The organism is Micromonospora sp. NPDC049201, assembly GCF_055586805.1.
The window spans coordinates 299,788-313,301 of the sequence record NZ_JBVJHM010000011.1 but is presented as its reverse complement, the minus strand read 5'-3'; the positions used below and the strand labels follow the sequence as shown (position 1 = coordinate 313,301).

Annotated in this window: 14 protein-coding genes; 8 read left to right on the top strand and 6 right to left on the bottom strand. The window is 73.6% G+C overall.

The window, feature by feature from the left end; translation table 11 throughout:
- A partial coding sequence (locus tag ACZ6O5_RS24590) for a non-reducing end alpha-L-arabinofuranosidase family hydrolase (RefSeq protein ID WP_465980131.1) occupies window positions 1–549 on the top strand: 549 nt, incomplete at its 5' end.
- Window positions 550–568: 19 nt separating this feature from the next.
- A complete protein-coding gene (locus ACZ6O5_RS24585; protein WP_465980130.1) occupies window positions 569–2,296 on the top strand; it encodes a cellulose binding domain-containing protein in 1,728 nt (575 codons plus the stop codon).
- A 51-nt stretch (window positions 2,297–2,347) separates the two neighbouring features.
- On the opposite strand, the gene ACZ6O5_RS24580 is transcribed toward ACZ6O5_RS24585, so the two are convergent.
- Together ACZ6O5_RS24580 and ACZ6O5_RS24575 are read right to left on the bottom strand one after the other, a co-directional pair.
- Window positions 2,348–3,910 carry a pectate lyase family protein gene (locus ACZ6O5_RS24580; RefSeq protein ID WP_465980129.1) on the bottom strand — a complete coding sequence of 521 codons (1,563 nt, stop codon included), beginning with the start codon at window positions 3,908–3,910 and terminating at the stop codon, window positions 2,348–2,350.
- Window positions 3,911–4,121: 211 nt separating this feature from the next.
- The gene (locus ACZ6O5_RS24575; RefSeq protein ID WP_465980128.1) at window positions 4,122–4,535 is read right to left on the bottom strand and encodes an ArsI/CadI family heavy metal resistance metalloenzyme; all 414 of its coding nucleotides are present in this window, start codon (window positions 4,533–4,535) and stop codon (window positions 4,122–4,124) included.
- Between the two features lie 80 nt (window positions 4,536–4,615).
- Here ACZ6O5_RS24575 and ACZ6O5_RS24570 point away from each other — a divergent pair, with 80 nt between their 5' ends.
- The 3 genes from ACZ6O5_RS24570 to ACZ6O5_RS24560 are packed head-to-tail and all read left to right on the top strand — an operon-like array spanning window position 4,616 to window position 6,116.
- Window positions 4,616–4,978 carry an ArsR/SmtB family transcription factor gene (locus ACZ6O5_RS24570; RefSeq protein ID WP_465980127.1) on the top strand — a complete coding sequence of 121 codons (363 nt, stop codon included), beginning with the start codon at window positions 4,616–4,618 and terminating at the stop codon, window positions 4,976–4,978.
- Complete coding sequence (locus ACZ6O5_RS24565) at window positions 4,975–5,712, top strand: aquaporin (protein WP_465980126.1); 738 nt, start codon at window positions 4,975–4,977, stop codon at window positions 5,710–5,712. The genes ACZ6O5_RS24570 and ACZ6O5_RS24565 overlap by 4 nt, the downstream gene beginning before the upstream one ends.
- Entirely contained in the window at window positions 5,709–6,116 is a 408-nt protein-coding gene (locus ACZ6O5_RS24560) for an arsenate reductase ArsC (RefSeq protein WP_107155638.1), read from the top strand. The genes ACZ6O5_RS24565 and ACZ6O5_RS24560 overlap by 4 nt, the downstream gene beginning before the upstream one ends.
- A gap of 40 nt (window positions 6,117–6,156) precedes the next feature.
- Here the strand turns inward: ACZ6O5_RS24560 and ACZ6O5_RS24555 are convergent, their stop codons facing one another.
- Window positions 6,157–7,119 carry a DMT family transporter gene (locus ACZ6O5_RS24555; protein ID WP_465980125.1) on the bottom strand — a complete coding sequence of 321 codons (963 nt, stop codon included), beginning with the start codon at window positions 7,117–7,119 and terminating at the stop codon, window positions 6,157–6,159.
- Here ACZ6O5_RS24555 and ACZ6O5_RS24550 point away from each other — a divergent pair.
- The 3 genes from ACZ6O5_RS24550 (at window position 7,118) to ACZ6O5_RS24540 (ending at window position 9,982) form a co-directional block, all read left to right on the top strand.
- Complete coding sequence (locus tag ACZ6O5_RS24550; RefSeq protein WP_465980124.1) at window positions 7,118–8,509, top strand: aminotransferase-like domain-containing protein; 1,392 nt, start codon at window positions 7,118–7,120, stop codon at window positions 8,507–8,509. The two genes, ACZ6O5_RS24555 and ACZ6O5_RS24550, sit on opposite strands and share 2 nt — an antisense overlap.
- A 114-nt stretch (window positions 8,510–8,623) precedes the next feature.
- The gene (locus ACZ6O5_RS24545; RefSeq protein ID WP_465980123.1) at window positions 8,624–9,256 is read left to right on the top strand and encodes a LuxR C-terminal-related transcriptional regulator; all 633 of its coding nucleotides are present in this window, start codon (window positions 8,624–8,626) and stop codon (window positions 9,254–9,256) included.
- Between the two features lie 114 nt (window positions 9,257–9,370).
- On the top strand, window positions 9,371–9,982 hold the full coding sequence (locus ACZ6O5_RS24540) for a response regulator transcription factor (protein WP_405094089.1): 612 nt from the start codon (window positions 9,371–9,373) through the stop codon (window positions 9,980–9,982).
- On the opposite strand, the gene ACZ6O5_RS24535 is transcribed toward ACZ6O5_RS24540, so the two are convergent.
- The 3 genes from ACZ6O5_RS24535 to ACZ6O5_RS24525 all read right to left on the bottom strand — a co-directional run bounded on the left by ACZ6O5_RS24535 (window position 9,878) and on the right by ACZ6O5_RS24525 (window position 13,510).
- Complete coding sequence (locus ACZ6O5_RS24535; RefSeq protein WP_465980122.1) at window positions 9,878–11,692, bottom strand: ATP-binding cassette domain-containing protein; 1,815 nt, start codon at window positions 11,690–11,692, stop codon at window positions 9,878–9,880. The genes ACZ6O5_RS24540 and ACZ6O5_RS24535 overlap by 105 nt on opposite strands.
- Window positions 11,689–13,356 (bottom strand): ABC transporter ATP-binding protein, encoded by a 1,668-nt coding sequence (locus ACZ6O5_RS24530; protein WP_465980121.1) that lies wholly within the window; start codon window positions 13,354–13,356, stop codon window positions 11,689–11,691. The genes ACZ6O5_RS24535 and ACZ6O5_RS24530 overlap by 4 nt, the downstream gene beginning before the upstream one ends.
- A 64-nt stretch (window positions 13,357–13,420) precedes the next feature.
- Entirely contained in the window at window positions 13,421–13,510 is a 90-nt protein-coding gene (locus tag ACZ6O5_RS24525; RefSeq protein WP_465980142.1) for a SapB/AmfS family lanthipeptide, read from the bottom strand.
- Window positions 13,511–13,514 lie beyond the last annotated feature (4 nt).

The window sequence follows — 13,514 nt, the reverse complement described above, 5'->3', positions numbered from 1 at the left end:
CCGCTGTTCACCGGCAGCATCTCCGGCTCCGGCACCGGCCCGATCGACCAGACCATCATCGGTGACGACCAGAACATGTACCTCTTCTTCGCCGGCGACAACGGCAAGATCTACCGGGCGAGCATGCCGATCGGGAACTTCCCCGGCAACTTCGGCTCGAACTACACCACGATCATGAGCGACAGCACGAACAACCTGTTCGAGGCCGTGCAGGTCTACAAGCTCCAGGGCCAGACCCGCTACCTCATGATCGTCGAGGCCATCGGCGCGCAGGGCCGCTACTTCCGGTCCTTCACCGCGACCAGCCTGAACGGCTCGTGGACGCCGAACGCGGCCACCGAGAGCAACCCGTTCGCCGGCAAGGCCAACAGCGGCGCCACCTGGACCAACGACATCAGCCACGGCGAGCTGATCCGCACCACCGCCGACCAGACCTTCACCGTCGACCCCTGCAACCTGCAACTGCTCTACCAGGGTCGGGCCACCAACTCCGGCGGCGACTACGGCCTGCTGCCGTACCGGCCGGGTCTGCTGACGCTCCAGCGCTAGTCGGACGAGGAGAGATTAGATGAGGAAACTCAGACTGCCCCGTACCGCGCTGGTGACGGCCGGCACGGTGTTGCTCGCGTCGGCGGCGGCTGCCGTGGCGATGCCGGCCGGGGCCGCCGCCGCCGGTTGTTCGGTGAACTACGCGGTGGCGTCGCAGTGGCAGGGCGGCTTCGGCGCCAACGTGACCATCACCAACCTCGGTGACCCGGTCTCGGGCTGGACGCTCACCTGGTCCTACGGTGCCGGCCAGACCGTCACCCAGGCGTGGAGCGCCACGGTCACCCAGAGCGGCGCGAACGTCACCGCCCGAAACGTCGACTACAACGGTTCCATCCCCACCAACGGCACCGCGTCGTTCGGCTTCAACGGCGCGTGGACCAGCAGCAACCCGGCCCCCACCAGCTTCGCGCTGAACGGGGTCACCTGCACCGGCGGCACCGCTCCGACCACGTCGCCGACCAGTTCGCCCACCCCGACGCCGACGCCGACGTCGTCGCCGTCCACGCCGCCCCCGAACGGGCCGGCGGACATCACGGTGAACACCGCCACGAAGTACCAGACCGTGGACGGGTTCGGCGCGGCGGTGTCGATCTGGGGTGGCGCGTGGTCGACGGCGGAGACGCAGACGCTCGTCGGGTTGGGCCCCAACCAGCTCGGCCTGTCCATCGTGCGCACCGGCCTGTCGCCGGTGTCGAGCGAGTGGGGTACGCAGGTCAGCGCGCTGAAGACGGCGAAGTCGTACGGGTCGAACGTGAAGATCATGGCGTCGCCCTGGACGGCGCCGGCGGCCTGGAAGACGAACAACAGCCGGACCAACGGCGGCAAGTTGAAGACCGACTACTACGACGACTACGCCAACCACCTCAACAGTTACGTCCAGTACATGCGCAACCAGGGCGTGACCATCGACGTCACCTCGGTGCAGAACGAGCCGGACTGGCACCCGGACTACGACTCGATGGACTGGAGCGGCACCGAGTTGCAGACCTTCGTGCGCGAGCAGGGCGCGAAGGTGCAGAACACCAAGCTGATGGTCGCCGAGGCGGTGAACCTGAACTACAGCTACACCGACCCGACGCTGAACGACGCGGCGGCCCGCAACAACATCGGTTACATCGGCGGGCACCTCTACGGCACCGAGGCGTCCGGCCGGCTGAAGCCGTACCCGCTGGCCCAGCAGTACAACAAGCCGGTGTGGATGACCGAGTGGAACCTGCACGAGGCCGACGGCAGCGGCTCCAACATCTGGGGCAACCCCAGCAACGCGGCGGCCTGGAACGAGACCCTGGACGACATCATGCGCACCGTGCACAAGTCGATGGAGTCCAACTGGAGCGCCTACGTCTGGTGGTACGGCAAGCGCTACTACTCGTTCATCGGTGACGGCGAGGCCGCGTACGGCACGACGGCGGGCGCACCGCTGAAGCGCGGGTACGCGTTCTCCCAGTACGCCAAGTACGTCCGTCCCGGCTACCAGCGGGTCGCTCTGACGAAGAGTTCGAAGGCGTCCCCGCTGGAGGTGACCGCCTACCAGGGCGACGGCAAGGTCACGCTGGTCATCCTGAACCGCTCGACCAGCGCGGTGAACAACGCCGTCATCCAGGCGCCGCAGAACGTGTCGAAGGCGGAGTACGTCGCCACCTCGCAGAACGCGAGCGCGGCGAGCCAGTCGGTCGGCGTGAACGGGAACCAGGTCTCCGTGAACGTCGGCGCCCGCAGCATCTCCACCGTGGTGCTGACCCTCTGAGAAGGTGGGGGGCGGGGAGCGGCTGCGCCGCTCCCGCCCCCCACGCCGGGCTCAGCTCGCGTACGTCTCGAACTCGCCGACCCTCGGCGTACCGTTCGAGCTGTTGATCTTGAAATTGATCTTCTGGAGCGACGTGGCGGCGAAGCTGATCGCTCCCGCCCCGCTCCCCGAGGCGAGGACCGCGCCGGTGTCGTTGTTGACGAGCTGCCAGGACCCGATCGAGCCCTGGGTGCCGGACGGTTCCCGAATGATCACCCGGGACACCCGGGTGGCCGAGCCCCACTTGATCGAGATGGTGCCGGTCGAACCGGACGGCGACCACCAGGTGCCCAGGTTGGCGTCGCGCACGTTGCCGTAGCTGGTGCCGTCGGCCTTGCTGGAACCGTCCGCGCCGGCGCCGGACGCGAGGCTCAGGTTGGTCCCGCTGGGCGGCGGCGGGGTGGTGGTCGTCGGCGGCGGGGTGGTCGGCGCGGGCGTGGTCGGCGCCGGCGTGGTGGGCGGCGGGGACTGCGGCGTGCAGTTGCCGTCCGACGTCCGCAGGCCGGTGTTGGCGCCCGCCGTCTGGCGGACGATGTCCGGCACGCAGCTCGCCCCGTCGAGACGGTACGAGTAGGGGATGGCGACCGTGGTGGTGGACGTCGGGTTCGGCCCGGCCGGGTAGTTCTCGTTGCCCGGGGCCGACCAGGTCACGTTGTCGAAGATGTTGCCGCCGACCTGCCAGGTGCCGCGCTCGTTGGTGTAGAACGTGCCGAGCACGTCCTTGGAGTTGCGGAAGTAGTTGTTCTCCACCTTGGCCCGGGCGCCGGCGCGGGAGTTGATGCCGGACTCGTGCAGCCCCGAGTAGTGGTTGTTGTACATGTGCGCGACCCCGCCGCGCAGCAGCGGCGTGCGGGAGTCGATGTTCTCGTAGAGGTTGTGGTCGAACGTGATGAAGCTGTTCGACCGGTCGCTCTCGCTGGAGCCGATGAGCCCGCCGCGGCCGGAGTTGCGCAGGATGCTGTAGGACAGCGTCACGTACTGGGTGTCGTCCTTCATGTCGAAGAGGCCGTCGAAGCCCTCCGCCTCCCCGCCGGACGCCTCCAGCGTGACGTGGTCGACCCAGATGTTGCGGACCGTGCTCTCCATGCCGATGGCGTCGCCGCCGTTGGAGGTGGGCGAGCCCGACTTCTTGACGTTCCGCACCGTGACGTTCTGGATGATGATGTTGCGGGAGTCGCGGATGTGGATGCCGAGCTGGTCGAAGACCGCGCCGCCCACCCCGATGATGGTGACGTTGCTGATCTGCTTCAGCTCGATCACGCCGTCCGCGGTGTTGCAGCTCGAACCGGACACCTTGCTGGTGTTGCCGTGGTTGATGGTCCCGGAGACCTCGATGGTGATCGGGGTGCTGCTGCTGGCCCGGTTGCAGAGTGCGGCGTGGATCGCGGTCCCGGTGGTGGCGCGCACCGTCTGCCCGCCCGCGCCGCCGGTGGTCCCGCCGTTCTGGGTCGCGAAGCCGGTGGCGGTCCCGGCCGCCGCCGACGCCTGCGGGGTCGGCATGGCCACGGCGACCGCGACCCCCACCGCCGCCGTGGCCAACGTGGCCTGCATTCGCCGTGTGACTGGTCGTTCCATGGACGCCTCGATTCGTTTTCGCGCATGCCGGACCGACCGGCTGCCGCCGAACAGGAAAGGTGAATTGCGGCGACACGATCGACCGCGTCACCAGCGATTTCCATCCATTCGCGGCGCCCGGCCCGCGAATGAAACATCGATGTGACGCAATCGTAAGAAAGCGCTTTCGCTCAGGGCAAGGGCTGGCGTTTGCAGGTTTTTTGCACCGCTCCTAGGCGGGAGCGCAGCAGGAGTCCTCGGCGGGCTTCTCCAGCCGCGGCGAGTCGGCCTTGACGGTGTAGACCTCCCAGCGCTCGTCGCCGGGGCCGCGCACCCACACCTTGTCCTGCAACGCGTAGCAGCACTCGGTGTCGTTCTCGGCCAGCGTGACGAGGCCCGAGTCGGTCAGGCGGCGGGTGGCGGCGTCGACCTCGTCGGTGCTGGGCACCTCGACGCCCAAATGGTCCAGCGCGGTGGGCTGCTCGGCCTCGCCCTCGAGGAGGACGAGCTTCAGGGGCGGGTTCTCGATGGCGAAGTTGGCGTAGCCGGGGCGACGCTTGGCCGGCTCGACGCCGAACAGCTTGGCGTAGAAAGCGATGGAGCCTTCGAGGTCGGACACGCGCAGGGCGAGCTGGACTCGGGACATGGTGACTTTCTCCTTGTCTAGATGACTGTCGAAGCAGACCCCAGGTTGCCGCTTGTTTTGACATCTGTCAAGCTAGACGCATGTCAAAACAAGCGGCCCGGGACGCGGTCTCCTGCTGCGCCCCGATCGCGGCCCGCCCCCTGGGGCCCGACCAGGCCGCGGTGATCGCGCCCCTGTTCAAGGCGCTGGGTGACCCGATCCGGCTGCGGCTGATGTCGATGATCGCCTCGGTGCCGGAGATCTGCGTCTGCGATCTCACCCCGGCCTTCGACCTGTCCGGGCCGACCATCTCGCACCACCTCAAGGTCCTCCGCGAGGCCGGCCTGGTCGACGCCGACCGGCGCGGGACCTGGGTCTGGTACCGCGTCCGGCCCGAGGCGCTCCGGCAGCTCGGCGCGCTGCTGGAGATCACGGCCGCCGCCGGCGACGGGCACCCGGCGTGAGCCTCCCCCTGTCCCGGCGGGCATCGGCCGAGTTCGCCGGCACCGCGCTGCTGGTCACCGCCGTCATCGGCTCGGGCATCGCCGCCAGCCGGCTCTCCCCCACCGACACCGGGCTGCAACTGCTGGAGAACGCGATCGCCACCGCCCTCGCCCTGGGCGCGCTCATCCTGACGTTCGGCCCGGTCTCCGGCGCGCACCTCAACCCGGTCGTCTCCGCCGTCGACTGGTGGCTCGGCCGCCGCGCCGGCACCGGCCTGACCGGGCGCGACCTCGCCGCGTACGCGATCGCCCAGACGGCCGGCGCGACAGCCGGCGCCGTCCTCGCCCACCTGATGTTCGACCTGCCGGCGGTGGCCTGGTCCCGCACCGACCGGAGCGGCGGGCACCTGTGGCTGGCCGAGGTGGTCGCCACCGCCGGCCTGGTCCTGCTGATCTTCGCGCTGGCCCGCTCCGGCCGCACCGCCGCCGCGCCGGCGGCGGTCGGGGCGTACATCGGCGCGGCCTACTGGTTCACGTCGTCGACCTCGTTCGCCAACCCGGCCGCCACGGTCGGCCGGGCGTTCTCGGACACGTTCGCCGGCATCGCCCCAGCCTCGGTGCCCGGCTTCGTGGTCGCCCAGGTCGTCGGCGGCCTGGTCGCCGTCGCCGCGCTCGCCCTCTGGTACCCCCACGCCGGCGACGACGCCGACGCCGTGGTCGTGCCCCACCCCACCCCGGAGACCGAAGCCCGATGAGTCACAAACCCACCGTCCTGTTCGTCTGCGTCCACAACGCCGGCCGCTCCCAGATGGCCGCCGGCTGGCTGCGCCACCTCGCCGGGGACGCCGTCGAGGTGCGCTCCGCCGGCAGCGAGCCCGCCGACCGGATCAACCCGGTCGCCGTCGAGGCCATGCGCGAGGTCGGCATCGACATCACCGACCGGACGCCGGCCCGGCTCACCTGGGACGCCGCCGAGGCCAGCGACGTCATCGTCACCATGGGGTGCGGCGACGCCTGCCCGGTGTTCCCCGGAAAGCGCTACGAGGACTGGCAGCTCACCGATCCGGCCGGCCGGTCGCTGGACGTCGTCCGTCAGGTCCGCGACGAGATCCGGCAGCGGGTGGCGCACCTGATCAGCAGCCTCGACGCTCCGGCGTAGCCGACCCCACCGGCCGCGGGGCCGGAACGCGGCGCGGGCACTACCGCTGGACGGCCTGTTCGGGGTGGGGCGGGGTGTAGTCGCGGGGGCGGGCGGCGCCCCGGGTGCGCTGGATGAGCACCACGCAGGCCAGTACCGCCCCGGCCACGGCGGCGGTGGCCGGGGTGATCGCCTCGCCGAGCAGCAGCGCCGACCAGACCAGCGTGAGCACCGGCTGGACGAGCTGGATCTGCCCCACCTTGGCGATGCCGCCCCGGGCCAGCCCCGCGTACCAGGCGAAGAAGCCGAGGAACATCGAGACCAGCGTGAGGTAACCGAACGCGGTCCAGCCGGCGGCACCGGCCCATGGGTGGTGGGCGGCGGCGGCCACAGCCGTGACCGGGATCGTGACCGGCAGCGAGAGCAGCAACGCCCAGCAGATCGTCCGCGCGCCACCGAGCTGACGGGCCAGCACGCCGCCCTCGGCGTACCCGAGGCCGCACAGCACGACGGCGGCGAGCAGGAACAGGTCCGCCAGGGAGAGCGTGCCGCGCATCGAACCGCCGGTGGCGAGGAACGCGAGCACCAGCGCCAGCCCGGCGGCACTGGCGAGCCAGAACAGCGGTGGCGGTCGTTCGCCGGCCCGGAGCACCGCGAAGACCGCCGTCATGGCGGGCAGCACGGTGACGACGACAGCGCCGTGCGCGGAGGTCTGCGTGGTGAGCGCGAGCGACGTGAACAGCGGGAAGCCGACGACCACGCCGAGCGCGACGACGGCCAGTCGCCGCCACTGGCCCGGGGTGGGGCGCGGGGCCCGGGTCAGGCGGAGGTACGCCGCCGCGAGCAGCGCCGCGCCGACGGCCCGTCCGAACGCGACGAACCACGGGTCGAGCGTGTGCACGGCGACGCGGGTGGCCGGGAGCGACATGCTGAACGCCAGCACGCCCAGCGCGCCGAGCGCGACACCGGCGCCCGGCCGGGCCGTTACCTTGGTGGGTTCAGTAGCGCTACTCTGTTCCGTCATGAACGATGGTAGCGCTACCGACCGCGTTGTCCATCACCTGCGGACGCTGGTGCGGGCCGCCACGCCCGGGACGCGGCTGCCGTCGGTGCGGGAGCTGACCGCCCACCACCACGCCTCCCCGGTGACGGTCGCCGAGGCGACCCGGCGGCTCGTCGCGGAGGGGCTGGTCGAGACGCGGTCGGGGCGGGGCGCGTTCGTGGCGGCCCGGCGCGTCGAGCCGCCCCGCCCGGACCTGTCCTGGCAGACCGTCGCACTGGGCTCCCGGCGCTCCGGCGGCGAGGAGATGCAGGCGCTCCTGGCGTGGCCGCCGGCCGGGGCCATCCCGTTGACCGGCGGCTACCTGGACGCGGAACTCCAGCCGGCCGCCGCGCTCGGCGCGGCGCTCGCCCGCGCGGCCCGCCAGCCGGCGGCCTGGCAACGCGGCCCGGTCGAGGGGCGGACCGACCTGCGGGCCTGGTTCGCCCGGGAGACCGGCGGCGGCCTGCGCGCCGAGGACGTGGTGATCTGCCCGGGCGGGCAGGCCGCGCTCGCGTCCACCCTGCGGGCGCTCACCGGGCCCGGCGACACGTTGCTCGTCGAGTCCCCCACCTACCTGGGCGCGCTGGCCACCGCGCACGCCGCCGGGCTGCGGGTGGTGCCGGTGCCCGCCGACGCCGACGGTGTCCGCCCCGACCAGCTCGCCGCCGCGTTCGCCCGCACCGGCGCCCGGTTGTTCTACTGCCAGCCGCTGCACGCCAACCCGCACGGCGCGACGCTCGGTCCCGCCCGGCGGGCCGAGGTGGCGACCGTGATCCGCGAGGCCGGCGCGTTCCTGGTCGAGGACGACTACGCCCGGGACCTGACCATCGACGGCGAGGCGCCGCCACCGTTGGCCGCCGACGACCCGGACGGGCACGTGGTCTACCTGCGCTCGCTGACCAAGCCGGCCGCGCCCGGCCTGCGGATCGCCGCGCTGGGCGCGCGCGGGCCGGCCGGGGAACGCCTGCGCGCCGCCCGGCTGCTCGACGACTTCTTCGTGGCCGGGCCGCTGCAACAGGCCGCGTTGGAGTTCCTCGCCGCGCCGGCCTGGGACCGGCACCGCCGTACGCTGCGCAAGGAGCTGCGAGCCCGCCGGGACGCGTTGCTCGCGGCGCTGGACCGCCACCTGCCGGCGCTGACCCCGCCCGACGTCCCCCGCGGCGGCCTGCACCTGTGGGTCCGGTTGCCGGACGGCGCCGACGACGTCGCGGTGACCGCGCGGGCCGCCGCCGAGGGGGTCACCGTGTTTCCCGGGCGACCCTGGTACGCCGCCGAACCGCCCGCGCCGCACCTGCGCCTCACCTACGCCGCCGCCCGGCCGGAGATGATGGACGAGGCGGTCCGCCGGCTGGCCGTCGCACTCGGACGCTGACGGCCAGGCCCGGCCCGGCCCGGCCACGCCCGGCGGCAACCACATGGCGGGATCGCGCCGGAAACGCACAGCACAGGGGGTGACCGGTTACGGTGTGTCGGGCAGAGTAGTCCCGTGAACGATACTCGTAGCGAATCGGCAACCGGCCCGACACCAGCGATCCGGGTCGCCGTGCTCGGCGCACCCAGCCTGTGCCGGACGCTCGTGGCCGGGGTGGTCGCGGCGGCAGCCGGCTTCGAGGTGGTGGCCGAGGGCGCCACGGACGCCGGCGGCCTGTGCCGCCGCGCCGACCTGGCGTTGCTCGACCTCAACCCGGAGGACGAGCCGGCGACGGTGGTCGCCGCGCTGCGCGCCGCCGCGCCGGACTGCGCGGTCGTGGTGCTGACGAACCGGCCGAGCGCCCGGGTGCTGCGACTGGTGCTGCAACTGTGCGTGCGTGGGGTGGTCGCCAAGGACGTGCCACCGGAGGAGATGCTCGCCCAGTTGCGGACCGTCGCCCAGGGGCGCCGCGCGATCGACCCGCTGACCGCCGTCGCCGCGCTGGACACCGTGGTCAACCCGCTGAGCGAGCGGGAGCGGGAGGTGGCCGCCACCGCCGCGAAGGGTCTGCCCAGCCGGGAGATCGCCGCGGTGCTGCACCTCGCTCCCGGGACGGTCCGCAACCATCTGTCCAGCCTGCTGCGCAAGACCGGCGGGCGGAACCGCTGGGAGGCGGTGCAACGCGCCCAGGAGGCCGGCTGGATCTGACAACAGGCCGACACCTGGTGTCGTCGGCACAGTGACTTAAATAAGATTCCTGACGGCTGGTTATCAGTTGTTCACGATAGGTCAGGAAGACGGGGGTCATGGCAGGGAGTCGACATGGTCCGCACGCTGCTCGCGCTCAAGGGACGGCTGGTCCGGGGCGCGCTCGCCCATCTGCTGACCGCCCAGGGCGACATCGACGTGGTCGCTGAGGCGGACACTCCCCACGCCGTCCGGGCCGCGCTGCTCGGCGAACGCCCCGACGTCACGGTGGTCGACGTCGACGTCGTACCGGTGAACCAGCTCGCCCGGCTCGCCGCCGCGGCCGACGGCAGCCACGGTGGCCGGCTGCTGGTGCTGGTGGACCAGCGGCGGGCCGGGCGGCTGCGCGCGATGCTCGCCGAGCATCGCGGGTGGATCGGTTTCCTCAACCACGACGTGCCGCCCGACCGGATCGCCGAGGGGGTCCGGCAGATCGCCGACGGTCAGGTCGTGCTCGACCCGGACCTGGTCGTCGCCGCGCTCGAGGTGGCCGACAATCCGTTGACCCCCCGGGAGCGGGAGGTGCTGGACGTGGTCGCCGAGGGCCTGCCGGTCCGCGAGGTCGCCCAGAAGCTGGGCGTCTCACCGGGCACGGTCCGCAACCACCTCTCCCACATCATGGCCAAGACCGGTGCCCGGACCCGCTGGGAAGCGGTGCGGACCGCCCGGGAGTCCTGCTGGATCTGACCGGTCGCCGCCGCCCTCCCAGTAACCCACCATCTCCCGGTACGCCGCCGAACCGGCCAGCAGCCCGTGGTGACTGTCCAGGTGGGCCTGCCCGCCGTCGAGCAGCAGCACGCGCCGGGCCCGCACCGCCGAGCTGATCCGGTGCGCGATCACCACGAGGGTGCCGGGCCGGGCGGCGAACGCCAGCTCCAGGCGTGCCTCGGTGGCCGGGTCCAGGTGGCAGGTCGCCTCGTCGAGGATGAGCAACGGCGCCGGCGACAGCCAGGCCCGCAGCAACGCCACCTGCTGGCGCTCCCCGGCGGACAGCCCCGCCGGCCGCAGCGTCGCGTCGAGGCCACCGAGCCGGGCCACCAGCTCGGCCAGGCCGAGCCGGTCCGCCGCCCGGCTGATCGTCGCGTCGTCCAGGTCGGGCCGCAGGTAGCGGACGTTGTCCCGGACCGTGCCGGTGAACACGTACGCCTCCTGCGGGATAAGCACCCGGCGGGCGGCCAGCTCGGCCGGGGTCGCCGCGCCGGTCGGCGTGCCCGCGACGCGGACCGTGCCCGAGTCGGGGCGCAGCACGCCGGCCATCAGCCCCGCCAGTGTGGACTTGCCGATCCCGCTCGCGCCGACGATCGCCAGGTGGTCGCCGGCCGGCACGGTCAGGTCGAAGCCGTCGAGCACCGGCGCGGCGTGCGGCCCGTACCGGAAGGTCACCCCCCGCAGCGACAGCGCGGGCGCGGCCGGGTCGGGCGGCGACGCCGCCGTCGCCCCGTCGCTCTCCCCCGGGGGTACGCAGGTGCGCAGCAGCCGGTCGAGGGTGACCACGAAGCGCAGGCCGCCGGCCGCCACGCCCTGGAACAGCGTGTGCAGCGCCGGCTGGATGCCGTGCACGACGTAGACCAGCGCGCCGAGCAGCGCGCCCGCCCCGAGACCGCGCCCGAGCAGCCACGGCGCGGCCAGCAGCAGCACCGGCACCGGCAGCCACCCGCCGACGGCCAGACTCAGGCTGCGCGCGGCGGCCATGGTCGCCAGCCGCCGCTCCACCCGCGCCTGCGCGTCGACGTGCCCACCGAGCCAGTCGACGACCCGGTCCCCGGTGCCGCTGACCAGGACGTCACGATGGCCGCCCACCGCGACCACCGCGTCCCGGCCGAGCCGCTCACCGGCCCGGACGTAGTCGCGTTGCCGGGCCACCATCGCCGGCAACGCCGCGACGAAGAGCAGCAGGCCGGCGAGGACCGGCACGGTCACCAGCAGCGCGACCGGGACCGCCAGGGAACAGAGGCCGACCACGGCCGCGCCGGCGGCGAACACGAAGCCCCGGACCACCATCAGCAGGCCGGCCCAGGTGTCCCGGACCATCTCCACCTGGTGGGTCAGCCGGGTCACCGCCGCGTCGTCGACCCGTCCGTCGCTCGCGCCGGCCAACGTGCCCGCGACGACCCGCCGCAGCAGGTCGTCGCGGAACGGCTCCACCACGTCGCCCAGCAGCCCGTACGCCTGCCGGGTGCCGAGCGCGCCGACCAGCACCGCGAGCGCCAGCAGGCCCAGCCAGAGCAGCCCGACACCGGGCCGGCCGGCCAGGAAGCCGCCGTCCACGGCCCGGGCGGTCAGCAGGCCGCTCAACGCCGCCGGCAGCGCCTCGGCCAGCGACCAGCCGGCCAGCCGCAGCAGCGGACGGCGTCGCGTGGACAGCTCCGCGCGGACCACCGCGCCGACGGGGGTCACGACCGGAACACCGCCCGGTATGCCGGGTCGTCCCACAACTCCCGGTGCGGGGCGACCGCGCGTACCCGGCCACCGTCCACCCAGGCCACCAGGTCGGCGCGGGCCGCGGTGCCGACCCGGTGGCTCACCACCACCCGGGTACGCCTGTCGTCGCGGCCGGTGAGCGTGTCCACCACCCGGTGCTCGGTCACCGTGTCCAGGCTGGACGTGGCGTCGTCCAGGATCAGCAGCCGTTCGGCGCGCAGCGCGCGGGCCAACCCGAGGCGCTGCCGCTCGCCGCCGGAGAGGGCGAGCCCGGCCAGCGGGGTGCGGTACCGCTCGGGCAGCCGCTGCACCACGTCGTCGACCTCGGCGGCGCGGGCCAGCGGCACCGGGTCGCCGCCGCAGCCGACCGCCGCGCCGACCGTGTCACCGACCAGCACCGGCCGCTCGAAACCGTAGCCGACCGCCCGGCCCAGCGCCGTCGGCGTCAACTCCGGCAGCGGCACGCCGTCCAGGCGTACCTCGCCGGCGTCCGGGTCACGCAGCCGGCCCGCGACGGCCGCGAGCAGCGACTTGCCGGCGCCGGACGGCCCGACGACGGCGAGGAGCGTGCCGCCGGGCACCCGCAGGTCGACCCGGTCGAGCAGCGGACGCCCGTCGTCGTCGCGGACCTCCACGCCGCTCAGCTCCAGCCGGCCCGACCCGGGCGGCAGGTCCCGGCCGCCGGGTGGGCGGAGCGGCTCGTCGAGGATCTCGGCGGCCCGACCGCAGCCGGCGCGGACCCGCACGGCGGTGTTGACGGCGGCGATCGCGGCGCCCAGTCCGGCGCCGATCGTGGCGTACTGGAGGGCGGCCAGCAGTTCCCCGGGCGTCAGCCGACCGGCGGACAGGGACCAGCCGCCGACGGCGACGACCGCCAGTTGCAGCAGCGGGTTCAGCAGGGCGCCCCGGGCCGCCGCGCCGGCGAGCACCCGCCAGGTACGCAGGCCGTGGCGGCGCAGCTCGGGCAGCGGCGCGAGCACCCGCTCGACCTCGTGCCCGGCGGTGCCGGCGGCGGTGATCGTCCGTGCCCCGGCGAGCGCCTCGACCAGTCGACCGGCCAGGTCGCCCTGGGCCCGCTGGTAGCCGGCGACCGCGCCGGACGCCTCGCTGACGAACCGCCGCAGCAGCACGGCCAGCAGCACCAGCCCGACCACGAACGTCAGGCCGAGCCAGGGATCGAGCAGGGTGAGCGCGACCAGGCTGCCCAGCGGTGGCAGCAGCACGCTGCCGGCCAGCACGGCTGTCGGGGCGGCCTGCCCGGCGTCGGCGACCTGCCCCACCAGCCGGCCGACCAGGTCACCCACCGGCCGGCGGCCCACCGTGCGCGGATCGAGCGCGAACAGGTGACGGACCAGGGCGTGCCGCAGCGCGGCGACCGAGCGGGCGCCGGCCGCGCCGGTGCCGTAGTCGTGGGCCGCCCGCGCGCCGATCAGCACCAGCACCAGGGCGACCACCACCGCGAGCCACCGGCCGGGCGGGGACTGCGGCGCGGCGCCGACGGCGGCGTCCACCGCCCGGCCCAGCACGGCGGGAAGCGCGAGCTGGGCCGCCGTCTCCACCACGGCGAGCACCGCCAACACCGGCGTCCACCAGCCGGCGAACGCCACGGCGCGCAGCGCGAGCCGGTCGGCGGGGGTCATCGGGCCTCCCACGGGCGCGGGCCCCGGACCGGCGTGAGCCGGCCCGGGGCCAAGCGACTGATCGTCAGTTGCAGGTGGTGACGCTCAGCGAGCTGTCGCCGCAGAGCAGCAGGCTGGCCTGGCTGCCGCCACCGGTACGCTCGGCGGCCGGCAGTTCC

Coding starts and splice junctions, on each gene's coding strand:
- ACZ6O5_RS24585 (WP_465980130.1), top strand. CDS start 569: ATGAGGAAACTCAGACTGCCCCGTACCGCGCTGGTGACGGCCGGCACG.
- ACZ6O5_RS24530 (WP_465980121.1), bottom strand. CDS start 13,356: ATGACCCCCGCCGACCGGCTCGCGCTGCGCGCCGTGGCGTTCGCCGGC.
- ACZ6O5_RS24540 (WP_405094089.1), top strand. CDS start 9,371: ATGGTCCGCACGCTGCTCGCGCTCAAGGGACGGCTGGTCCGGGGCGCG.
- ACZ6O5_RS24560 (WP_107155638.1), top strand. CDS start 5,709: ATGAGTCACAAACCCACCGTCCTGTTCGTCTGCGTCCACAACGCCGGC.
- ACZ6O5_RS24570 (WP_465980127.1), top strand. CDS start 4,616: ATGTCAAAACAAGCGGCCCGGGACGCGGTCTCCTGCTGCGCCCCGATC.
- ACZ6O5_RS24550 (WP_465980124.1), top strand. CDS start 7,118: ATGAACGATGGTAGCGCTACCGACCGCGTTGTCCATCACCTGCGGACG.
- ACZ6O5_RS24575 (WP_465980128.1), bottom strand. CDS start 4,535: ATGTCCCGAGTCCAGCTCGCCCTGCGCGTGTCCGACCTCGAAGGCTCC.
- ACZ6O5_RS24555 (WP_465980125.1), bottom strand. CDS start 7,119: ATGACGGAACAGAGTAGCGCTACTGAACCCACCAAGGTAACGGCCCGG.
- ACZ6O5_RS24580 (WP_465980129.1), bottom strand. CDS start 3,910: ATGGAACGACCAGTCACACGGCGAATGCAGGCCACGTTGGCCACGGCG.